The organism is Kribbella sp. NPDC058245 (assembly GCF_042882005.1).
Taxonomy (GTDB): domain Bacteria; phylum Actinomycetota; class Actinomycetes; order Propionibacteriales; family Kribbellaceae; genus Kribbella.
Map to the genome: position 1 here is coordinate 260,347 of NZ_JBHVWY010000003.1, position 13,797 is coordinate 274,143.

Annotated in this window: 16 protein-coding genes; 7 read left to right on the top strand and 9 right to left on the bottom strand. The window is 67.0% G+C overall.

Features of this window, described 5'->3' with window-relative positions:
* Nucleotides 1–23: 23 nt before the first annotated feature.
* Nucleotides 24–935 (bottom strand): LysR family transcriptional regulator, encoded by a 912-nt coding sequence (locus ACFVWG_RS07765; protein ID WP_391542379.1) that lies wholly within the window; start codon nucleotides 933–935, stop codon nucleotides 24–26.
* A gap of 109 nt (nucleotides 936–1,044) precedes the next feature.
* Between ACFVWG_RS07765 and ACFVWG_RS07770 the strand changes: the two genes are divergently transcribed.
* The 4 genes from ACFVWG_RS07770 (at nucleotide 1,045) to ACFVWG_RS07785 (ending at nucleotide 3,249) form a co-directional block, all read left to right on the top strand.
* Complete coding sequence (locus tag ACFVWG_RS07770) at nucleotides 1,045–1,755, top strand: SDR family NAD(P)-dependent oxidoreductase (RefSeq protein ID WP_391542380.1); 711 nt, start codon at nucleotides 1,045–1,047, stop codon at nucleotides 1,753–1,755.
* Between the two features lie 4 nt (nucleotides 1,756–1,759).
* A complete protein-coding gene (locus ACFVWG_RS07775; RefSeq protein WP_391542381.1) occupies nucleotides 1,760–2,098 on the top strand; it encodes a YybH family protein in 339 nt (112 codons plus the stop codon).
* A gap of 29 nt (nucleotides 2,099–2,127) precedes the next feature.
* Nucleotides 2,128–2,913, top strand: coding sequence for an arylamine N-acetyltransferase (locus ACFVWG_RS07780; RefSeq protein ID WP_391542382.1), 786 nt, complete (start codon nucleotides 2,128–2,130; stop codon nucleotides 2,911–2,913).
* 96 nt (nucleotides 2,914–3,009) lie between these two features.
* On the top strand, nucleotides 3,010–3,249 hold the full coding sequence (locus ACFVWG_RS07785; RefSeq protein ID WP_391542383.1) for a hypothetical protein: 240 nt from the start codon (nucleotides 3,010–3,012) through the stop codon (nucleotides 3,247–3,249).
* A gap of 400 nt (nucleotides 3,250–3,649) precedes the next feature.
* Here ACFVWG_RS07785 and ACFVWG_RS07790 read toward each other — a convergent pair whose 3' ends face one another.
* From ACFVWG_RS07790 to ACFVWG_RS07805, 4 genes are all read right to left on the bottom strand, one after another.
* A complete protein-coding gene (locus tag ACFVWG_RS07790; RefSeq protein WP_391542384.1) occupies nucleotides 3,650–4,312 on the bottom strand; it encodes an anti-sigma factor family protein in 663 nt (220 codons plus the stop codon).
* Nucleotides 4,309–4,818 (bottom strand): sigma-70 family RNA polymerase sigma factor, encoded by a 510-nt coding sequence (locus tag ACFVWG_RS07795; protein WP_391542385.1) that lies wholly within the window; start codon nucleotides 4,816–4,818, stop codon nucleotides 4,309–4,311. Before ACFVWG_RS07795 ends, ACFVWG_RS07790 begins: the two co-directional genes overlap by 4 nt.
* 32 nt (nucleotides 4,819–4,850) lie before the next feature.
* Nucleotides 4,851–5,267 carry a DoxX family protein gene (locus ACFVWG_RS07800; RefSeq protein WP_391542386.1) on the bottom strand — a complete coding sequence of 139 codons (417 nt, stop codon included), beginning with the start codon at nucleotides 5,265–5,267 and terminating at the stop codon, nucleotides 4,851–4,853.
* A 119-nt stretch (nucleotides 5,268–5,386) separates the two neighbouring features.
* Complete coding sequence (locus ACFVWG_RS07805; RefSeq protein WP_391542387.1) at nucleotides 5,387–5,797, bottom strand: MarR family winged helix-turn-helix transcriptional regulator; 411 nt, start codon at nucleotides 5,795–5,797, stop codon at nucleotides 5,387–5,389.
* A gap of 52 nt (nucleotides 5,798–5,849) precedes the next feature.
* Here ACFVWG_RS07805 and ACFVWG_RS07810 point away from each other — a divergent pair, with 52 nt between their 5' ends.
* On the top strand, nucleotides 5,850–6,521 hold the full coding sequence (locus ACFVWG_RS07810) for a TIGR03086 family metal-binding protein (RefSeq protein ID WP_391542388.1): 672 nt from the start codon (nucleotides 5,850–5,852) through the stop codon (nucleotides 6,519–6,521).
* On the opposite strand, the gene ACFVWG_RS07815 is transcribed toward ACFVWG_RS07810, so the two are convergent.
* Nucleotides 6,445–8,403: a heparinase II/III family protein gene (locus tag ACFVWG_RS07815; protein ID WP_391542389.1), complete on the bottom strand. Its 1,959-nt coding sequence runs from the start codon at nucleotides 8,401–8,403 to the stop codon at nucleotides 6,445–6,447. The two genes, ACFVWG_RS07810 and ACFVWG_RS07815, sit on opposite strands and share 77 nt — an antisense overlap.
* 659 nt (nucleotides 8,404–9,062) lie before the next feature.
* Between ACFVWG_RS07815 and ACFVWG_RS07820 the strand changes: the two genes are divergently transcribed.
* Nucleotides 9,063–11,075 carry a DUF222 domain-containing protein gene (locus ACFVWG_RS07820; RefSeq protein ID WP_391542391.1) on the top strand — a complete coding sequence of 671 codons (2,013 nt, stop codon included), beginning with the start codon at nucleotides 9,063–9,065 and terminating at the stop codon, nucleotides 11,073–11,075.
* A 12-nt stretch (nucleotides 11,076–11,087) separates the two neighbouring features.
* Here ACFVWG_RS07820 and ACFVWG_RS07825 read toward each other — a convergent pair whose 3' ends face one another.
* The 3 genes from ACFVWG_RS07825 to ACFVWG_RS07835 all read right to left on the bottom strand — a co-directional run bounded on the left by ACFVWG_RS07825 (nucleotide 11,088) and on the right by ACFVWG_RS07835 (nucleotide 13,210).
* A complete protein-coding gene (locus tag ACFVWG_RS07825; RefSeq protein WP_391542392.1) occupies nucleotides 11,088–11,633 on the bottom strand; it encodes a hypothetical protein in 546 nt (181 codons plus the stop codon).
* The gene (locus tag ACFVWG_RS07830; RefSeq protein WP_391542393.1) at nucleotides 11,634–12,221 is read right to left on the bottom strand and encodes a hypothetical protein; all 588 of its coding nucleotides are present in this window, start codon (nucleotides 12,219–12,221) and stop codon (nucleotides 11,634–11,636) included.
* A gap of 128 nt (nucleotides 12,222–12,349) precedes the next feature.
* A complete protein-coding gene (locus tag ACFVWG_RS07835; protein ID WP_391542394.1) occupies nucleotides 12,350–13,210 on the bottom strand; it encodes a proline dehydrogenase family protein in 861 nt (286 codons plus the stop codon).
* A gap of 96 nt (nucleotides 13,211–13,306) precedes the next feature.
* On the opposite strand from ACFVWG_RS07835, the gene ACFVWG_RS07840 reads away from it, so the two are divergent.
* Entirely contained in the window at nucleotides 13,307–13,711 is a 405-nt protein-coding gene (locus tag ACFVWG_RS07840) for a PPOX class F420-dependent oxidoreductase (RefSeq protein ID WP_391542395.1), read from the top strand.
* The last annotated feature ends 86 nt before the right edge of the window (nucleotides 13,712–13,797 follow it).

Below are 13,797 nucleotides of genomic sequence, written 5' to 3' on the forward strand. Positions count from 1 at the left end.
CTGTGAAACCCAGCCCGAATCTCTCACTCGAGCCGGGATGGGTCGTCACTCGGCAGCCAGTACGGCGCTGGTCCGAAATCGACGGTGATGTCGCGGGTCAACGCGTCGACCGCTGCCAGTACGGCGGGGTTCGACTCGTCCCACCGGGAGACCAGGGCCCACGTCCACACCGGCGCCGGATCGACGACCGGTCGGCGGGTGAACCCGCTCGGCCACGGAGTCGCGTCGCGCTTGGGTGAACTCAGCACTGGTCGGCCCAATCGCCGTACATGATCGAAGAACGCCGAGCCGGTGATCCCGTGGTCGTCGATCCGCTCGACCGAGGCACCCGTCGCGCGGGCGAACTCGATCGCGTAGATGTTCCATGCGGCCCAGGTCGCCGTGTCGGCGTCCACGAGCACCACGGTGTCCCGAGCCGCCACCGGCGAGTCGTCGCCGGTCGAGACGGCGTACAGGCGGTCGGCGCCAACCAACCGACCGGTTAGTTGCTGCTCGGCGAGGTCGGTCGCCCGGACCCAGCAGATCGCCAGGTCGATGCTCCCCTCCGAGACCCGCGCCGCCTGCGTGTGCGACGGCATCACCCATGCGTCGACCCGCAGCCGCGCCACCCCGGACACCCGCTCCTCGAGATCCGCCGGCCGCCAGCTCACGTACCCCAGCCGGACCGGCTCACTCACCGCAAAGCCCCGCGCCGTACGGCGTAGGTCGTCGGCCTGTTCGAGCAGCGCCCGCGTCCGGGGCAGCAGCGTCTCGCCGAAGGCGGTCAGTGCCACCGTCCGGCGATCGCGCTCGAAGAGCCGCACACCGAGATCCCGCTCCAGCGACTTGATCTGCTGCGAGAGCGACGGCCCGGCGATGTGCAGCCGCGCCGCGGCCCGCCCGAAGTTCAGCTCCTCGGCCACCGCCACGAAGTACCGCAACTGCCGAAGTTCCACCCTTCGAAGAGTAGTAGGCGCAGCCTCCGAGCTGGGAGAAGACCGGTCGTGGAAAACCCCGAATGGTTCGACAACTATCGAATTACACCAACTCAGGAAAGCAGGAGCTATGAACACCCAGAAAGTCGCCGTGATCACCGGGGCGTCGCAGGGCATCGGAGCCGGCCTGGTCGCGGCGTACCGCAAGCTCGGGTACGCCGTCGTCGCGAACTCGCGGACGATCGCCCCCTCCGACGACCCGCTCGTACTCGCGGTCCCCGGTGACATCGGCGAGCTCGGCGTCGGGACCGCGGTGATCGAGAAGGGCCTCGAGGCCTTCGGCCGGATCGACACCCTGGTCAACAACGCGGGCGTCTTCATCGCCAAGCCGTTCACCGAATACACCGACGCGGAGTTCGACCAGGTCAGCGGTATCAACCTGCGCGGCTTCTTCGACACCACCCGCCGGGCGGTCACCGCGATGCTCGACCACGAGGATGGCGGGCACGTAGTCAACATCACCACCACCTTTGCCGAGCACGCCCTCAGCGAGGTACCGGCCGCGCTCGCCGCGCTCACCAAGGGCGGCCTGAACTCCGTCACCCGCTCGCTCGCCATCGAGTACGCCGCGCGCAACGTCCGCTTCAACGCCGTCTCCCCCGGCGTGATCCGGACGCCGATGCACCCGGCGGAGACCCACGACTTCCTCGCGGCGCTGCACCCGGTCGGCCGGCTCGGCGAGATCGAGGAGATCGTCGACGCGGTCACCTACCTGGAGAGCGCGAAGTTCGTCACGGGCGAGATCCTGCACGTCGACGGCGGCCAGCAGGCAGGACACTGACCTCATGAGCGAGCTCACCGCAATCCTCGACCAGTGGGCGGCCGGGATCGCCGCCCACGACCCCAAGGCGGTCGCTGCCCTCTTCACCGAGGACGCGATCTTCCAGGGCCTCCACCCGTACGGCGTCGGCCGCGACGCGATCGCCGAGTACTACGACTCGCAACCCCTCGGGCTGACCGCGAAGTACGCCGTATTGGAAACCCGTCAACTAGCAGACGGCCTCACCCTCGGCTACCTGACGGTCGACTTCGCCTTCACGGACCGCCCGACGCTCACGGTCAACCTCAGCATCCTGCTGAACCACGGCCTGATCGCGCACTACCAGGTCTCCCGCTTGACTTAAAGGCGACTTGAGGTGCTGAGGTAGGCGGCATGTGGAACATCGAGGCTCTCGACCTTGCCGCCTACCTCGAGCGAATCGGGCACCCGCACGTCGCTCCATCCGCCGACAGTTTGTCGAGCCTGCATCGTGCACACGTGCTGGCGATCCCGTTCGAGAACATCGATGTCGTCCTCGGCACGCATCCCGGCATCGCCCTCGAGGCGATCCAGAACAAGCTGGTACGACGGCAGCGCGGCGGCTACTGCTATGAGCACGCACTGCTGTTCGGCGCAGCCCTTGAACAACTCGGCTTCACGGTGGACCGACGAGTGGCCAGAGTCCAACCCCACAAGGCCGGACCGCGCACGCATGCACTCCTCAAGGTCGGAGTCGACGGCCAGGAATTCCTGGCCGATGTGGGATTCGGCGCCGGCCAGCTGTACCCGACGCCACTCAAAGACGGCGCGATCGTCGACCAAGCCGGCTGGGATCACCAGCTGACCCTCGAGAATGACGTGTGGACGCTAGCGAAACGCACGCCCGACGGCTGGATTCCGCAGCACGCGTCGAACGACGAGCCGGTCCGACCGATCGACTACGAGGTCTACCACCACTACGTTTCGACGCATCCCAAGTCGCCGTTCACCGGTCGCCCGGTGGTGATGCGCGTCGCGGACGGCGTCGTACGGCGATTGGTCGGTGAAGAGCTCACGACCGAGTACGCCGATGGGCGGTCGACCACACGCGTCGTACCGGCTGATGACCTGCCGGAAGTCCTTGCTGCGCTGGATGTTGTGCTCAGCGATGAAGAGGTCGATCGTTTGAAACTTGTCTGAGAAGCCTTGTTCGGGGCGGTGGGGTGGGTCCAGTATCCAAGCGCGAAGACACGCCTCGGACCTGCTATCGCGGCGAAAAGCGCTTATCCTACGGCCATGAACGAGTTCGAGCACGGCGCCGATCTGGTGTCCCGACTCCCGCTGCCCGGCCATGTGGTCGTGCTGGCCGACGGCCAGTGGCGCCGCGGCTGGCTGATCGGCCGCGAGCACGAGGAGACGGGATGGACCGGTCTGGTGCAGTACGAGGACGGCGAGGGCATGGAGCGGACGGAACGCCTGCCGGCGGACCGGATCGCCCTGGCCGAGCCGGAGGGACCGATCGAGCAGGCTTCGTAGCAAGCCGCAGGAAATGAGTCGCAGGACGTGAGAAGGCCCCCGGGATGCGAGTCAACCGGGGGCCTTCTGCTGTAACGCCGGGCCGGGGCGCCTAGGCGGCGGACGAGAACCCCGTCCCAGGCCCTTCGGGCGGTTGACCTGGGACGGGATCCTCAGTGGCGTTACACACGGTGTATCGCTGGTGACGGCGAGAGTGTTACAGGAATCAGGAAAAATTCTTCCGGGTCTTTTCGGAATTCCGTACTGGACCGGTCCGAACAGGGGTCGGCCCCGGTGCACTCATCCCTGAACACCGGGGCCTGAATCGTCGGCCTCGCGCGCGACCGGCGGCTCGTGACCCTCAGGTGCCCCGGCAGTACGGCGTCATGCACGCGAGCGCGACCGAATCCGGCAAAAATGCTCAAAAATGCACGGCGAGCAGGATCCGGCCGGTCTCCGAGCTGCGAATGTCGAGCGCGCGGATCTCCGCACGCTGCAACTTCGTCGTCGCGGCCGGCTTCACCGTCGTACCGGGGGCGGCCGTCCAGGTGGCCAGCAGTTGCGCCTTGCCGGAGGCATCCGTGAGGTATAACTCGTAGCCTCGGGCCCGCTCACTCGGGGTCGCGAGCTCGTCGTACCGGCAGCTGATCTCGATCGTCGTCCCCCAGCGCTCCGGCACCAGCCGGGCGTCCGCGGACAGCTTGCTCGCCACGGTCTGCGCGAGCACGACGTAGTCGCCCTGCGGCTTGTCCTGAACCAGCGGCACGGCGATCACCGCGCCGATCCCGATCGACACGGCCGCCACCGCGGCAACCATCCCGCCGACCCTGAACCGCCGACGACGCCGGTCCTCCTGCACTTTGCGCGCCAGACCGGGCAACAGGTTCGGTGTGGTCGTGGCGACCGTCACCAGCGCCTGATCGCTCGGCAACGCGGCCAGCGCAGCCGGTACGGCGGTCAGCGACGCCACCGCCGCCGAACACTCGGCGCAGGTCGCCAGATGCTCCTCGTACTCCCGCCGGTCTGTGGCCGGCAGCGCACCCACCAGATACGCCGCGTCCCACTCCCGGTACTTGTCACTCACTGACTCGTCACCCCCTTCTCCTGCAACGCGAGCTTGAGGGCCCGCAGCCCGTAGTGCAGCCGCGACTTCACGGTGCCCGACGGGATGTCCAACTCCTCGGCGATGTCGGTGACCGTCCGGCGCCCGTAGTAGGCCCGGACGATCACCTGCCGATGCTCTTCCGACAACAAGGCCAGCGACTCGGCCACCAGCCAGGCATCCAGTACGGCGTTCGCGTGGTCGGTACTGGGATTCTCCGGCAGGTCACCGCTGGCCACCTCACGGTTGACCCGGGCACTGCGCCGGTCGTCGATGACGAGATTGCGCGCCACCGTGAACAGCCAGGCCCGGGCCCCCGCTTCGTCCTCGGTCAGGATCTGCGGTCGCCGCCATGCCCGGAGCAGGGTTTCCTGGACGACGTCCTCGGCCAGTCGGTCGTCGCCGGTCAGCCGCACCACGAACCGCCACAGCGCGGGAGCATGCACATCGTGCAGCTCGCGCAGCATCGCGGCCCGGTCGTCGGCCATCGGGGCTCCTGCTCTGTCGGGCACGGTTCACATCACTCGGTGGCTACGGCCGCGGTCTGCCGCTGCTGAGCCGGCGCCCTCCGCTCCAGCGCCCAGGCGCCGTTACCGAGAAACGCGATCAGCAGGAAGGCGAAGCAGAACAGCGCCGCTTTCTCGCCACCATTCTGCACGGGCAGCAAAGCATCCACCTGGTGCACGGTGAAGTAGGCGAACGCCATCGACCCGGACGAGAGCAACGCGGCGTACCGGGTGCCGAGCCCGATCGCGACCAGCGCACCGCCGACCAGCTGGATCGCCGACGCCCACCACGACGGCCAGACGAACGCCTCGACCTGCTTGGTACCGAGGATGCCGAACAGCGACGCGGCACCGTGACACGCGAACAAGAATCCGACCACGATCCGGAAGATTCCGATGACCTGTGACTGATAACGCTCCAGGACCTGCATGAGCCTCACTCCTCAAGGGGCGGTTTGGGGACTTGTCCCTGCGAACGGATCCCCGGCTCATTTGGTTCAACCCATAGTGACCTCTACGTCACAGGCCGAATCGGTTGCGTTGAAGCGGTCTACTGTTGTAGAGCTCTCAATGACCTGACAAAGGCCTCGCGATCGGCCACCGGAAGCGTGCCGAGCAACTCCTCCTCGTAGGCGCGAATACTCTTCCGGACCGCACGCCGAACCCGGCGCCCCTTGGCCGTGATCGACAGCAGCCGGACCCGGCGATCATCGGGGTCGGGCATCCGCTCGATCAGCGCGGCCGACTGCAACTCGTCGAGGGTGCCGATGATCCGGGATTTGTCCGCACCAATCGCCTCGGCCAGCGCCGCCTGCGTGCGCACCGGCGTCTCATCCAGCGCGGTCAGCACCGAATAGCCCCACATCGAGACGTCGTGCGCGGCGAGGATCGGCGTCTCGGCAGCGATCAGCACCCGCACCAACGGGTACAGCATCGCGGCAAGATCCGGGCGCTCGTCCATGCCCGGGAAACTACCACTGGCGCAATCATATGCAGGCGCTTATCATCAACACATGCCTACCATTGATTTCGTCGCCCTCGACCGGCTCGCCGTGACCGCGAGCATCGAACTGGCAACCGGCGTCACCGACACGGACCTGAGCAAGCCGACCCCCTGCCGGGCCTGGACCGTCTACGGCCTCCTCGCCCACATGGCCACGCAACACTACGGTTTTGCCGCAGCCTCCCGCGGCGACGGAAACCCCGAGGTCTGGAAGGTCCGCGACCTCGGCGACAACCCCGCCCAGGCCTACCTCGACTCCGCCGCACACGTCCTCGAGGCCTTCGCCGACGAAGGCGTGACCGAGCGCATCTTCCCGCTCCCCGAGTTCGGTCCCGATGTGAAGGTCCCCGGCCACCAAGCCATCAGCTTCCACTTCATCGACTACGTCGTCCACAGTTGGGACCTGGCCAAGTCCCTCGGCGCCACCGTCGATTTCCCGCAGGGGGTCCTCGACGCAGCCTGGTCCGTAGCCCAGATCGTCCCGGTAGGCGATGCCCGCCGTACCCCAGGTGCAGCCTTCGGACCAGACATCGAGTGGTCCGGCCCCGACCAACTCGACCGCATCGTCGCCCTCCTCGGCCGCTCCCCGTCTTGGCCCGCCGAGGTCAGCCGAGCCGGACGAGTGAGCCACCGCCCGTCACTCCGATCGACGTCCGCACGCCGTCCACCGTCAGATCGATGACGTACGTCGTACCGGACTGGCGGGTGCGGTAGCCGATCTTGCCGTTCGCCCGGAGCGGGATCAGGAACGACAAGATCGAAGCGGACTTGCCGACCCGCGCCTCGACCACGGTCGCAGCCTGGTTGCGGATATTGGTGGTCGGGTAGTGCCAGCCCTGGATCGGCCGGGTCAGGCCCTTCCTGACCAGCGTCGCACCGGCAGGAACCGCTTGTTTGTAAGGGACCTGAAGGACAACTGTCCGAGTGTTCTCCCCGGTCTTACGGGCGACTGCGACGGAACGGGACTCGATGGTGACAGTCTGATCGGACGGTAGGTGCCAGAGTGTCTGGAACTGCTGTGGCTTGACCGCGGTCGCCCGGTCGAGGGTGACGATCATGTCCGGCTTCCTGACGACCAGCACGGCGCGAGTCCGACTCACTCCGGCGCCCGGCGAGTCCTTCAGCTCGTAGAAGTCGGCCCGGTCGTTCAGCGTGTACCGCTCGAGTTTCGTCGCCTGCATCGGGTCCGCGGATTGCGGGACCGTCATCGAGCTGTGCGCCAGCGGCCCCTTGGCCCAGGTCCGCCACGGACTGTTCTTGTAGCCCGGATAACCGGGGTCGATCAGGATGTCCCGGCCGCGCGCCTGGTAGGTGATGCCGTCATGGTCGCTGTGCCCGTGGACCATCCGGCGTGGGCCGAACCGCAGGCTGTACGCCGATTCGTTCGCGAACGGCGTCGTCGTACCCCACCCTGATCGACCGAAGGCGAACCCGGCCGTCGTGTACAGACCCACCCGCTCGGCCGGCGCCGTACCGGACTGGCCCGCGGTCGCCACGTACTCCAGCGGCGTCCCGGGCAGGTTGTAGGTCTTCAACGTGTCGGTGTCGCCGATCTGCTGCAGCGTGCCCTGCGGAGTGGTCGAGTGCGCCACGAACTTGGCCAGCAGCACGCGCCGCTGGTTGATGGTCACTCCCGGGTCGGTGCCGCAGTTCACCATCGCATCGACCGCGCGACCCCACAGCACGTAGTTGAACTGCGCATAGCCGGTGGACTGCTCGTTGGTCCCGCCTTGCGAGTCGATGGACGTGGTGATGCCGGTGCCGAACCGTTGCTGGGCGAGCTGGAGGAAGTCCTCACGGTTCAGGGTGCATCCGACGCCGAACAGCGCGATGCTCTCGTCCGTCCCGTGGTTCCAGGCACCGCTCCAGTTGTTGGTCAGAAAGGTGCCGTGATCAACCAATGCCTGGTCGATCCACGAGTACTCGGCGGGGAGCGTCTCGACCCCGAGATTCGCCAGCACCGCCTGCCGGACGCAGATGATGACGTTCGTCCGGTGCATGGTCGACTCCCAGGCACCGAGATCGGCCTTCCACGAATACGGATTGTCGTTCACCCAGTCGTGCACGATCGCGGTCATGTGCGTGAGCGCCGCGGCGTCACCGGCGGCTGCTGCACTGACCTCCTGACCGATCCACCGCAGCGAGTGGAACCACATGTACCAGCTCGGGTTGTCGTACGGGTTGAGCCTCCAGTTCACGTTTCCGTTGCCGTCGCCAACCTTGTACGGCGGGAACGTGTTCCAGATGAACGTGTCGTCCCGGACCGCGGCTACCGGTACCGCGTCGTCGATCGTGCTGAATCCGGGACACACGTAGGTGCCGGCGACAACTCCCTTCGCCACCGCTCTTCGGCGGCTGGTGATGTCTGTCGCCGCCTTCGCGGTCGTCGGCACCACATTCGTTGCCCCCGGCACGAACTGTGCATCCTCGGGCTCCGGCAGATCGGACGCGATCCGGATCCCCGGTCCGCCGCCCGCGTGACCATTGGCCACGCCCGGCAGCACCAGCGCCGTACCGATTCCAGCCACGACAAGGCCGAACACACCCCAGAATCTATATTTCACAACCCCCACCTCCCACTGCCTCCCCCCGGAGGTACCACCCACCCTTGCAATGATGGAACTACAGATCCGCCCAGGAGCCAATGGCTTACGCCCACACTGCCCGAAGAAACAGTGGCAGGACTCGCGGCGAGGAGCCTCTCGAGCCGGTCCGGCGTCATAGGACCGGCTTGAACCTGCCGGGTGTAGACCGATGCCTCTGACAACTTTATGGAAGCCGGCCTGGTACAGGTGCTCGGCTTGGGTGACCGCTTCGCCGAAATAGCCGTCGGCGCCTTGGCCCGGCGAACAGGTCGGCGAACTGGTCGATCGGGTACATGCTTTGGCCTCCGGGGTGACCGGCATGCTGACTGTCGAGATCGGCGTTACACCCTTGCAGGTGTCGCGAGCCCGACTCGGCGAACGCCGTGCTGGACCTGGAGATCGAGTCCGGCGAGCTGATCAGCCAGCTCGGCCCTTCCGGCTGCCGCCCTTCACCGAAGGCAGCCCGCGCCCAAGTCACCTACGCCCAAGAGCCAGTCCTCATCACGGGCTAGCTCATTCCGGCCGCTGCCTACACGGATTCGTGGTCGGCATGGCTGTGATGTTTCCCCTTGTGGATAAGGGATCCGGGCCCGATGGCGATTTGCGCGGGCTCGATCGGTGTGCGTAAACTAGAACACATGTTCGACGATGATCTGACGCTGCTCACGCCGCCCGACCTGCTGGAGTCGGCCGCCGAGCAGCGTGCGTTGTCGAACCGGGCCGATGCCCGGGTGCTCGAACATGCCCTGGTTTACGCCGACCGTTTCCACCCTGATGCGTGTGCGGCGCGGGCTGGTCGCCGTTCGTTCGAGGGCCGTGAGCGTGGCGTGGTGCTGGGCGGTGAAGGCTGCCCGGAGATCCTCGAGTTCGCGATCGGTGAGTTCGCGGTCGTCCTGGGTGTCTCACCCGGGGTCGGGCGCGGGATCATCGGTGACGCCTTGGCGTTGCGTCACCGGTTCCCCTTGATCTGGGCCAAGGTCTTGTCCGGCGAGGCGACCCCGTGGAAGGCCTGCCAGATCGTGCGCGACTGCCTCGCCCTGTCCGAGGAAGCCGCCCAGTACGTCGACGGCCGGGTCGCCGACCTGATCGACACGATCACGCCGTACCGGCTGGACAAGATCGTCAAGGCCGCGAAGATGCACGCCGACCCCGACGGCGCTCGTGCCGAGGCCGCCGCGAAGGTTCGTGAACGCGGCGTGTTCGTGGGCCGCTCGGATGAGCACGGAACCAAAACCATCTACATCCGTACATCGGTTGGTGCGGCCACCCGCTTCGACGCCGTCATCGACGCGCTCGGTGACGCCCAGCAGACCCTGGGCGATACCCGCTCACTACAGTTCCGCCGTGCCGAGGCCGTAGGCATCCTCGCCGACCCCGTCTTCGCCCAAGAGCTCCTAGCCCAAACCCACCACGCCGCCACCGCCACCCCGGCCACCACAGGTCCAACTACGCCGGCCCCAAACCCGGCAGCCCCGCAGACTCCCACCACGGACCCCGAACCTTCGAGCTCCACCACCCCAGGTTCCAGCACTGACACCGCCCCGGCCCCGCACACTCCTACCCAAAGCGCCACAGCCCCGAGCCCCGCAACCCCACAGACTCCCACCCCGACTCCCGCGGCTTCGAGCTCCACCGCCTCAGGCCTTCCCGCTCTCAATGCCCCGGCCCCGAGCCCCGCCACCCCGCAGACTCCCACCCCCGGCTCCGCGACCCCAAGCCCAACCGCATCGGGTACTCCCTGTCCCACGCCCACCTCGAACGGTGCAACGGCACTGAAGGATGTCAGCCCGGAGCTGCGGCAGCGCGACGCCGGTGGCGAGGACGACTGGGACGAGTGCTCGACGAGCGTGGTCGAGCCAGGGCTGGATGATGAGGCCGACCGGGACGCTCCGCACCCGAGCATCAGCAACCTGCCGGACCCCTTGGACCGCCCCGATCACCCGAACCGCTGGCCAGTGGAACCATTCGATCCCTCCGCGAACTGCGAACCTGACAGCGGCACCGGCGAGCCGATGGATGCCACAGCACAACGCGCACTCGCCAGTCGGCTCGCGCAGATCAAACGCGACGCCTATGCCCGACTCACATCTGTGACGCCGCCAGGCGCCCCCGCACGCCCAAATACCGCCGCACGCCCAGGCAAGACCGAAATCTACGTCCACCTCACCGACCAAACCCTGGCGGCCGCCGCTGCCGGCGATCGCGACGGCGTGGTACGTGTCGAAGGGAACGGGCCCTTACTGGCCTCGCAATTGGGTGAGCTGATCGGGTATGAGCCTTACGTGGTGAAGCCGGTCATCGACCTCAACCAAGCGGTCTCGGTCAACTGCTACGAAGCAACCGACCGAATCCGCGAACGCGTCAAACTCACCCACCCCGTCGAACTCTTCCCCTACGGCACCCGCGAAACCAGCAAATCCATCGACCTCGACCACATCACGCCCTACAACCCACTCGGCCCACCAGGCCAAACCAGCACCACCAACCTCGCACCGCTGAGCCGCTACGGCCACCGGATAAAGACGCACGCCTCCGGCTGGACAGCACACCGGATCAACCCCACCACCCTCGAATGGAGAACACCCCATGGCTTCGTCTTCCACGTCGGCCCCACCGGCACCCGCCGCATCATCACCGAAGCCCATGCCTAGCCGCCTGCGCACCTACTCGGGCGGAGTGGTCTCGTGGGTGATGGGGGTGGGGGTGCCGCGACGGAAGGGGCGGGGGTAGTAGGTCGCGGGCTTGTCGGTGGGGAGCAAGGGAAGGTCGAAGGAGGTGGTGTTGGGGTCCAGGTAGGCGGCTACTTGGACTGGTTGCGCCCCGGTACGGCGTTCCAGGAGGTAGCCGTCTTCGTTGGTGCTGGTGTCGGGCCAGGTGAGTTGGATGTCTTCCTTGTGGGGCTGGGCTTTCGCGGGTTCACCCGTCGGGGCGGTGAGGGGTGTGACCCGGTAGTAGAAGGTTGTTCCCGGCATCAGGTCGGGGTGCTCGAAGGTCTGCTGCGACGGCGATAGGAAGTCGAGGATGATGTAGGGCCCGGCCTCTTCCGTCGCGTACTCGACCATCAGGTACGCCGCGTCGGTCGGCGCGCCTGACCAGTTCAGGGTGACGTCGTCCGTGACCAGGTTCGCGGACAGCTCGAACCCCTTCTGGTGCTGGCCGCAGCCGGTCAGCACCAGAAGAGCAGCCAGACCAAGGCCGAGAAGACGCATCTACTTCCGCCAGAACTGCACACCGCTCCAGGTCGCCTGGATCGGACCGGAGCCGCTGTCGGTCCGGTAGGTGCCGAACTTGTCGTAGAAACTGCCACCCGGGCTCGACATCGTGTGCTTGAGCGAGCCGTTGATGTAGGTCCGGTGCTGGCTGCCGACCACGTGCACGGTGTTCACGCGGACCGTCGTACCGACCGTCGCGCCGGTGGCGATCGTGTCGCCGCCGACCCGGTAGAGCCGGCCGCCGCGCTCGACCGCGAGCATGAAGTACGGGCCGGCCGCACTCTCGTTGAACGTCTGCTTCAGGCTGATCCGGGTCCCCGTCATCGACGTGATCCGGAACGACCCCTCGAACTGCCGGGTCCCGCTCGAGTACGTGGCGTACCGGCGTTCGGCCCGCTGATCACCACTCCCGGTGGAGCAGGTGAGCTGAAAGTTCAGCCCACTGATCTGCCCACACCCGCGCTCCTGCTCGGTGAACGACGGCGAGTACGACGTCCATCCACCGGGCTCCACCTGGGCCTGAGCAGCCAGCGGACTCACCAGCGTCAGCAGAGCCGCGGCACACACAACGCACAGAATTCTCATCGCTATACCTCATCGGAAAGTCGGGGCGGTAACTGTCCGCGTACGCGAGCTCACCGTAGGGCAAACGCTTACCCATCAGCTAGTAGCTGGCATGGGATTTTTCGGAACCAAGTTCCACAGCGATCCTGCTACGCCCCGCGGGACTCGGCGACGCGACGGAGCCAGTAGCGGAACCAGGACGGGCCGTAGGGGATGTAGACGCGAGTGGGGATCTCGCGCTCGCGCAGGTCGGCGAGTACGCCGGGCCGGATCCCGAGCAACTGCTCGACCGGAACCTTGCCCAGGGCAAGCAAAACGGCCTCCCGGAGACGCCCGTCGTGCGTCGCGAGTGACCAGTCGGCACCACGCTCGGCGAGCTGATGGGCCAGTCGCAGGTACGCGACGTCCGTCGGCTCGCCATACGGGTGCGCTCCGGACGGTTCGACGTACGCGCCCTTCACCAACCTGATCTGTACGCCGGCCTCGGCCAACGCGTCGATATCATCGGGCGACCGCTCCAGGTTCGCCTGGACGGTCGCGCCGAGGCGATCGGCCAGCCCGCGGCTCGCAACCTCCAGCACACACTCACGTATCCGGTCAGTCCGCGCGGTGTCCTCGGCCCCGATCTGCAATCGCCGCCCAACCGGCAACGCCGAAGCAATCCGCGCCACTCGATCGGCGGCACCGGCTGGATCAACATCCACGGCCAGGTGCGAGAGATCCAGCGACAGCCAGGCCGTCGTCAGCTCGGCCAGTTCCAGGTACTCATCGACAACCCGATCCGCGTCCGCGGGATCCTCCGACAGCTCGCCGAACAGATCGATGCTCACTCCGTGACCCAGCTTTTCTTGGGCCTCGACCACCGTGAGGGCCTCATCGCGCGTCCGGCCCGCGACGTACCGGGACGCCGCCCGCCAGGCCTGCTCCTCGCCACCCGGCAGCCCCTTCACCACCTGCTCGAGTCGCTCATTCGTCGCCAGTTTGAACAGCACCGCTCGATCCCAACGCATGCGCCCGAGTCTGCCAGCGCCCACCGACACTTACACCGCTGTCCGCCCATCGAGCCCCTCCGGGCAAGCCCCTGTCCGGCGCATAGCCTCGACCCCATGTCTGCCGAACTCTCCGAAGCCGCCCGCGCCCTGCTCGACGACACCAACGTCGGCGTCCTCACCACCCTCGACGCCACCGGCGCACCCCGGAACACCGTCGTCTGGGTCGGCCGCGACGGAAACGACGTACTGATCTCCTCCGACGCTGTACGCCGCAAGACCCGCAACCTGGTCGCCGACCCCCGGACCAGCATCCTGGTCATCGACCGAACCGACCCGAACCGCTACGTCGAGGTCCGTGGTCAAGTCACGGTCACCCCCGACACCGACCGCCGCCTCGCACAGGACCTCGCCATCAAGTACGCCGGCTCCGACGCGGCCGACGAGTACGCCGCTCTCCCGCCCGAGGTCCAGCGCGTCGTCATCCGCCTCACCCCAGACCGAATCCTCGATCACACCTGAGGCCCGTTGCGGGGGTGGGCAACTACTTTGAGCGCGGCTAGGGTCGCGGGTAGCTAGCTACCGGACCGCCCCCTGGAGGCCATGCT

Excerpts from the sequence above, each read along its gene's own strand:
- ACFVWG_RS07805 (WP_391542387.1), bottom strand. The coding sequence starts at position 5,797 with ATGGACGAGCGCCCGGATCTTGCCGCGATGCTGTACCCGTTGGTGCGG.
- ACFVWG_RS07780 (WP_391542382.1), top strand. The coding sequence starts at position 2,128 with ATGTGGAACATCGAGGCTCTCGACCTTGCCGCCTACCTCGAGCGAATC.
- ACFVWG_RS07835 (WP_391542394.1), bottom strand. The coding sequence starts at position 13,210 with ATGCGTTGGGATCGAGCGGTGCTGTTCAAACTGGCGACGAATGAGCGA.
- ACFVWG_RS07825 (WP_391542392.1), bottom strand. The coding sequence starts at position 11,633 with ATGCGTCTTCTCGGCCTTGGTCTGGCTGCTCTTCTGGTGCTGACCGGC.
- ACFVWG_RS07820 (WP_391542391.1), top strand. The coding sequence starts at position 9,063 with ATGTTCGACGATGATCTGACGCTGCTCACGCCGCCCGACCTGCTGGAG.
- ACFVWG_RS07795 (WP_391542385.1), bottom strand. The coding sequence starts at position 4,818 with ATGGCCGACGACCGGGCCGCGATGCTGCGCGAGCTGCACGATGTGCAT.
- ACFVWG_RS07840 (WP_391542395.1), top strand. The coding sequence starts at position 13,307 with ATGTCTGCCGAACTCTCCGAAGCCGCCCGCGCCCTGCTCGACGACACC.
- ACFVWG_RS07775 (WP_391542381.1), top strand. The coding sequence starts at position 1,760 with ATGAGCGAGCTCACCGCAATCCTCGACCAGTGGGCGGCCGGGATCGCC.
- ACFVWG_RS07830 (WP_391542393.1), bottom strand. The coding sequence starts at position 12,221 with ATGAGAATTCTGTGCGTTGTGTGTGCCGCGGCTCTGCTGACGCTGGTG.
- ACFVWG_RS07800 (WP_391542386.1), bottom strand. The coding sequence starts at position 5,267 with ATGCAGGTCCTGGAGCGTTATCAGTCACAGGTCATCGGAATCTTCCGG.
- ACFVWG_RS07770 (WP_391542380.1), top strand. The coding sequence starts at position 1,045 with ATGAACACCCAGAAAGTCGCCGTGATCACCGGGGCGTCGCAGGGCATC.
- ACFVWG_RS07785 (WP_391542383.1), top strand. The coding sequence starts at position 3,010 with ATGAACGAGTTCGAGCACGGCGCCGATCTGGTGTCCCGACTCCCGCTG.
- ACFVWG_RS07810 (WP_391542388.1), top strand. The coding sequence starts at position 5,850 with ATGCCTACCATTGATTTCGTCGCCCTCGACCGGCTCGCCGTGACCGCG.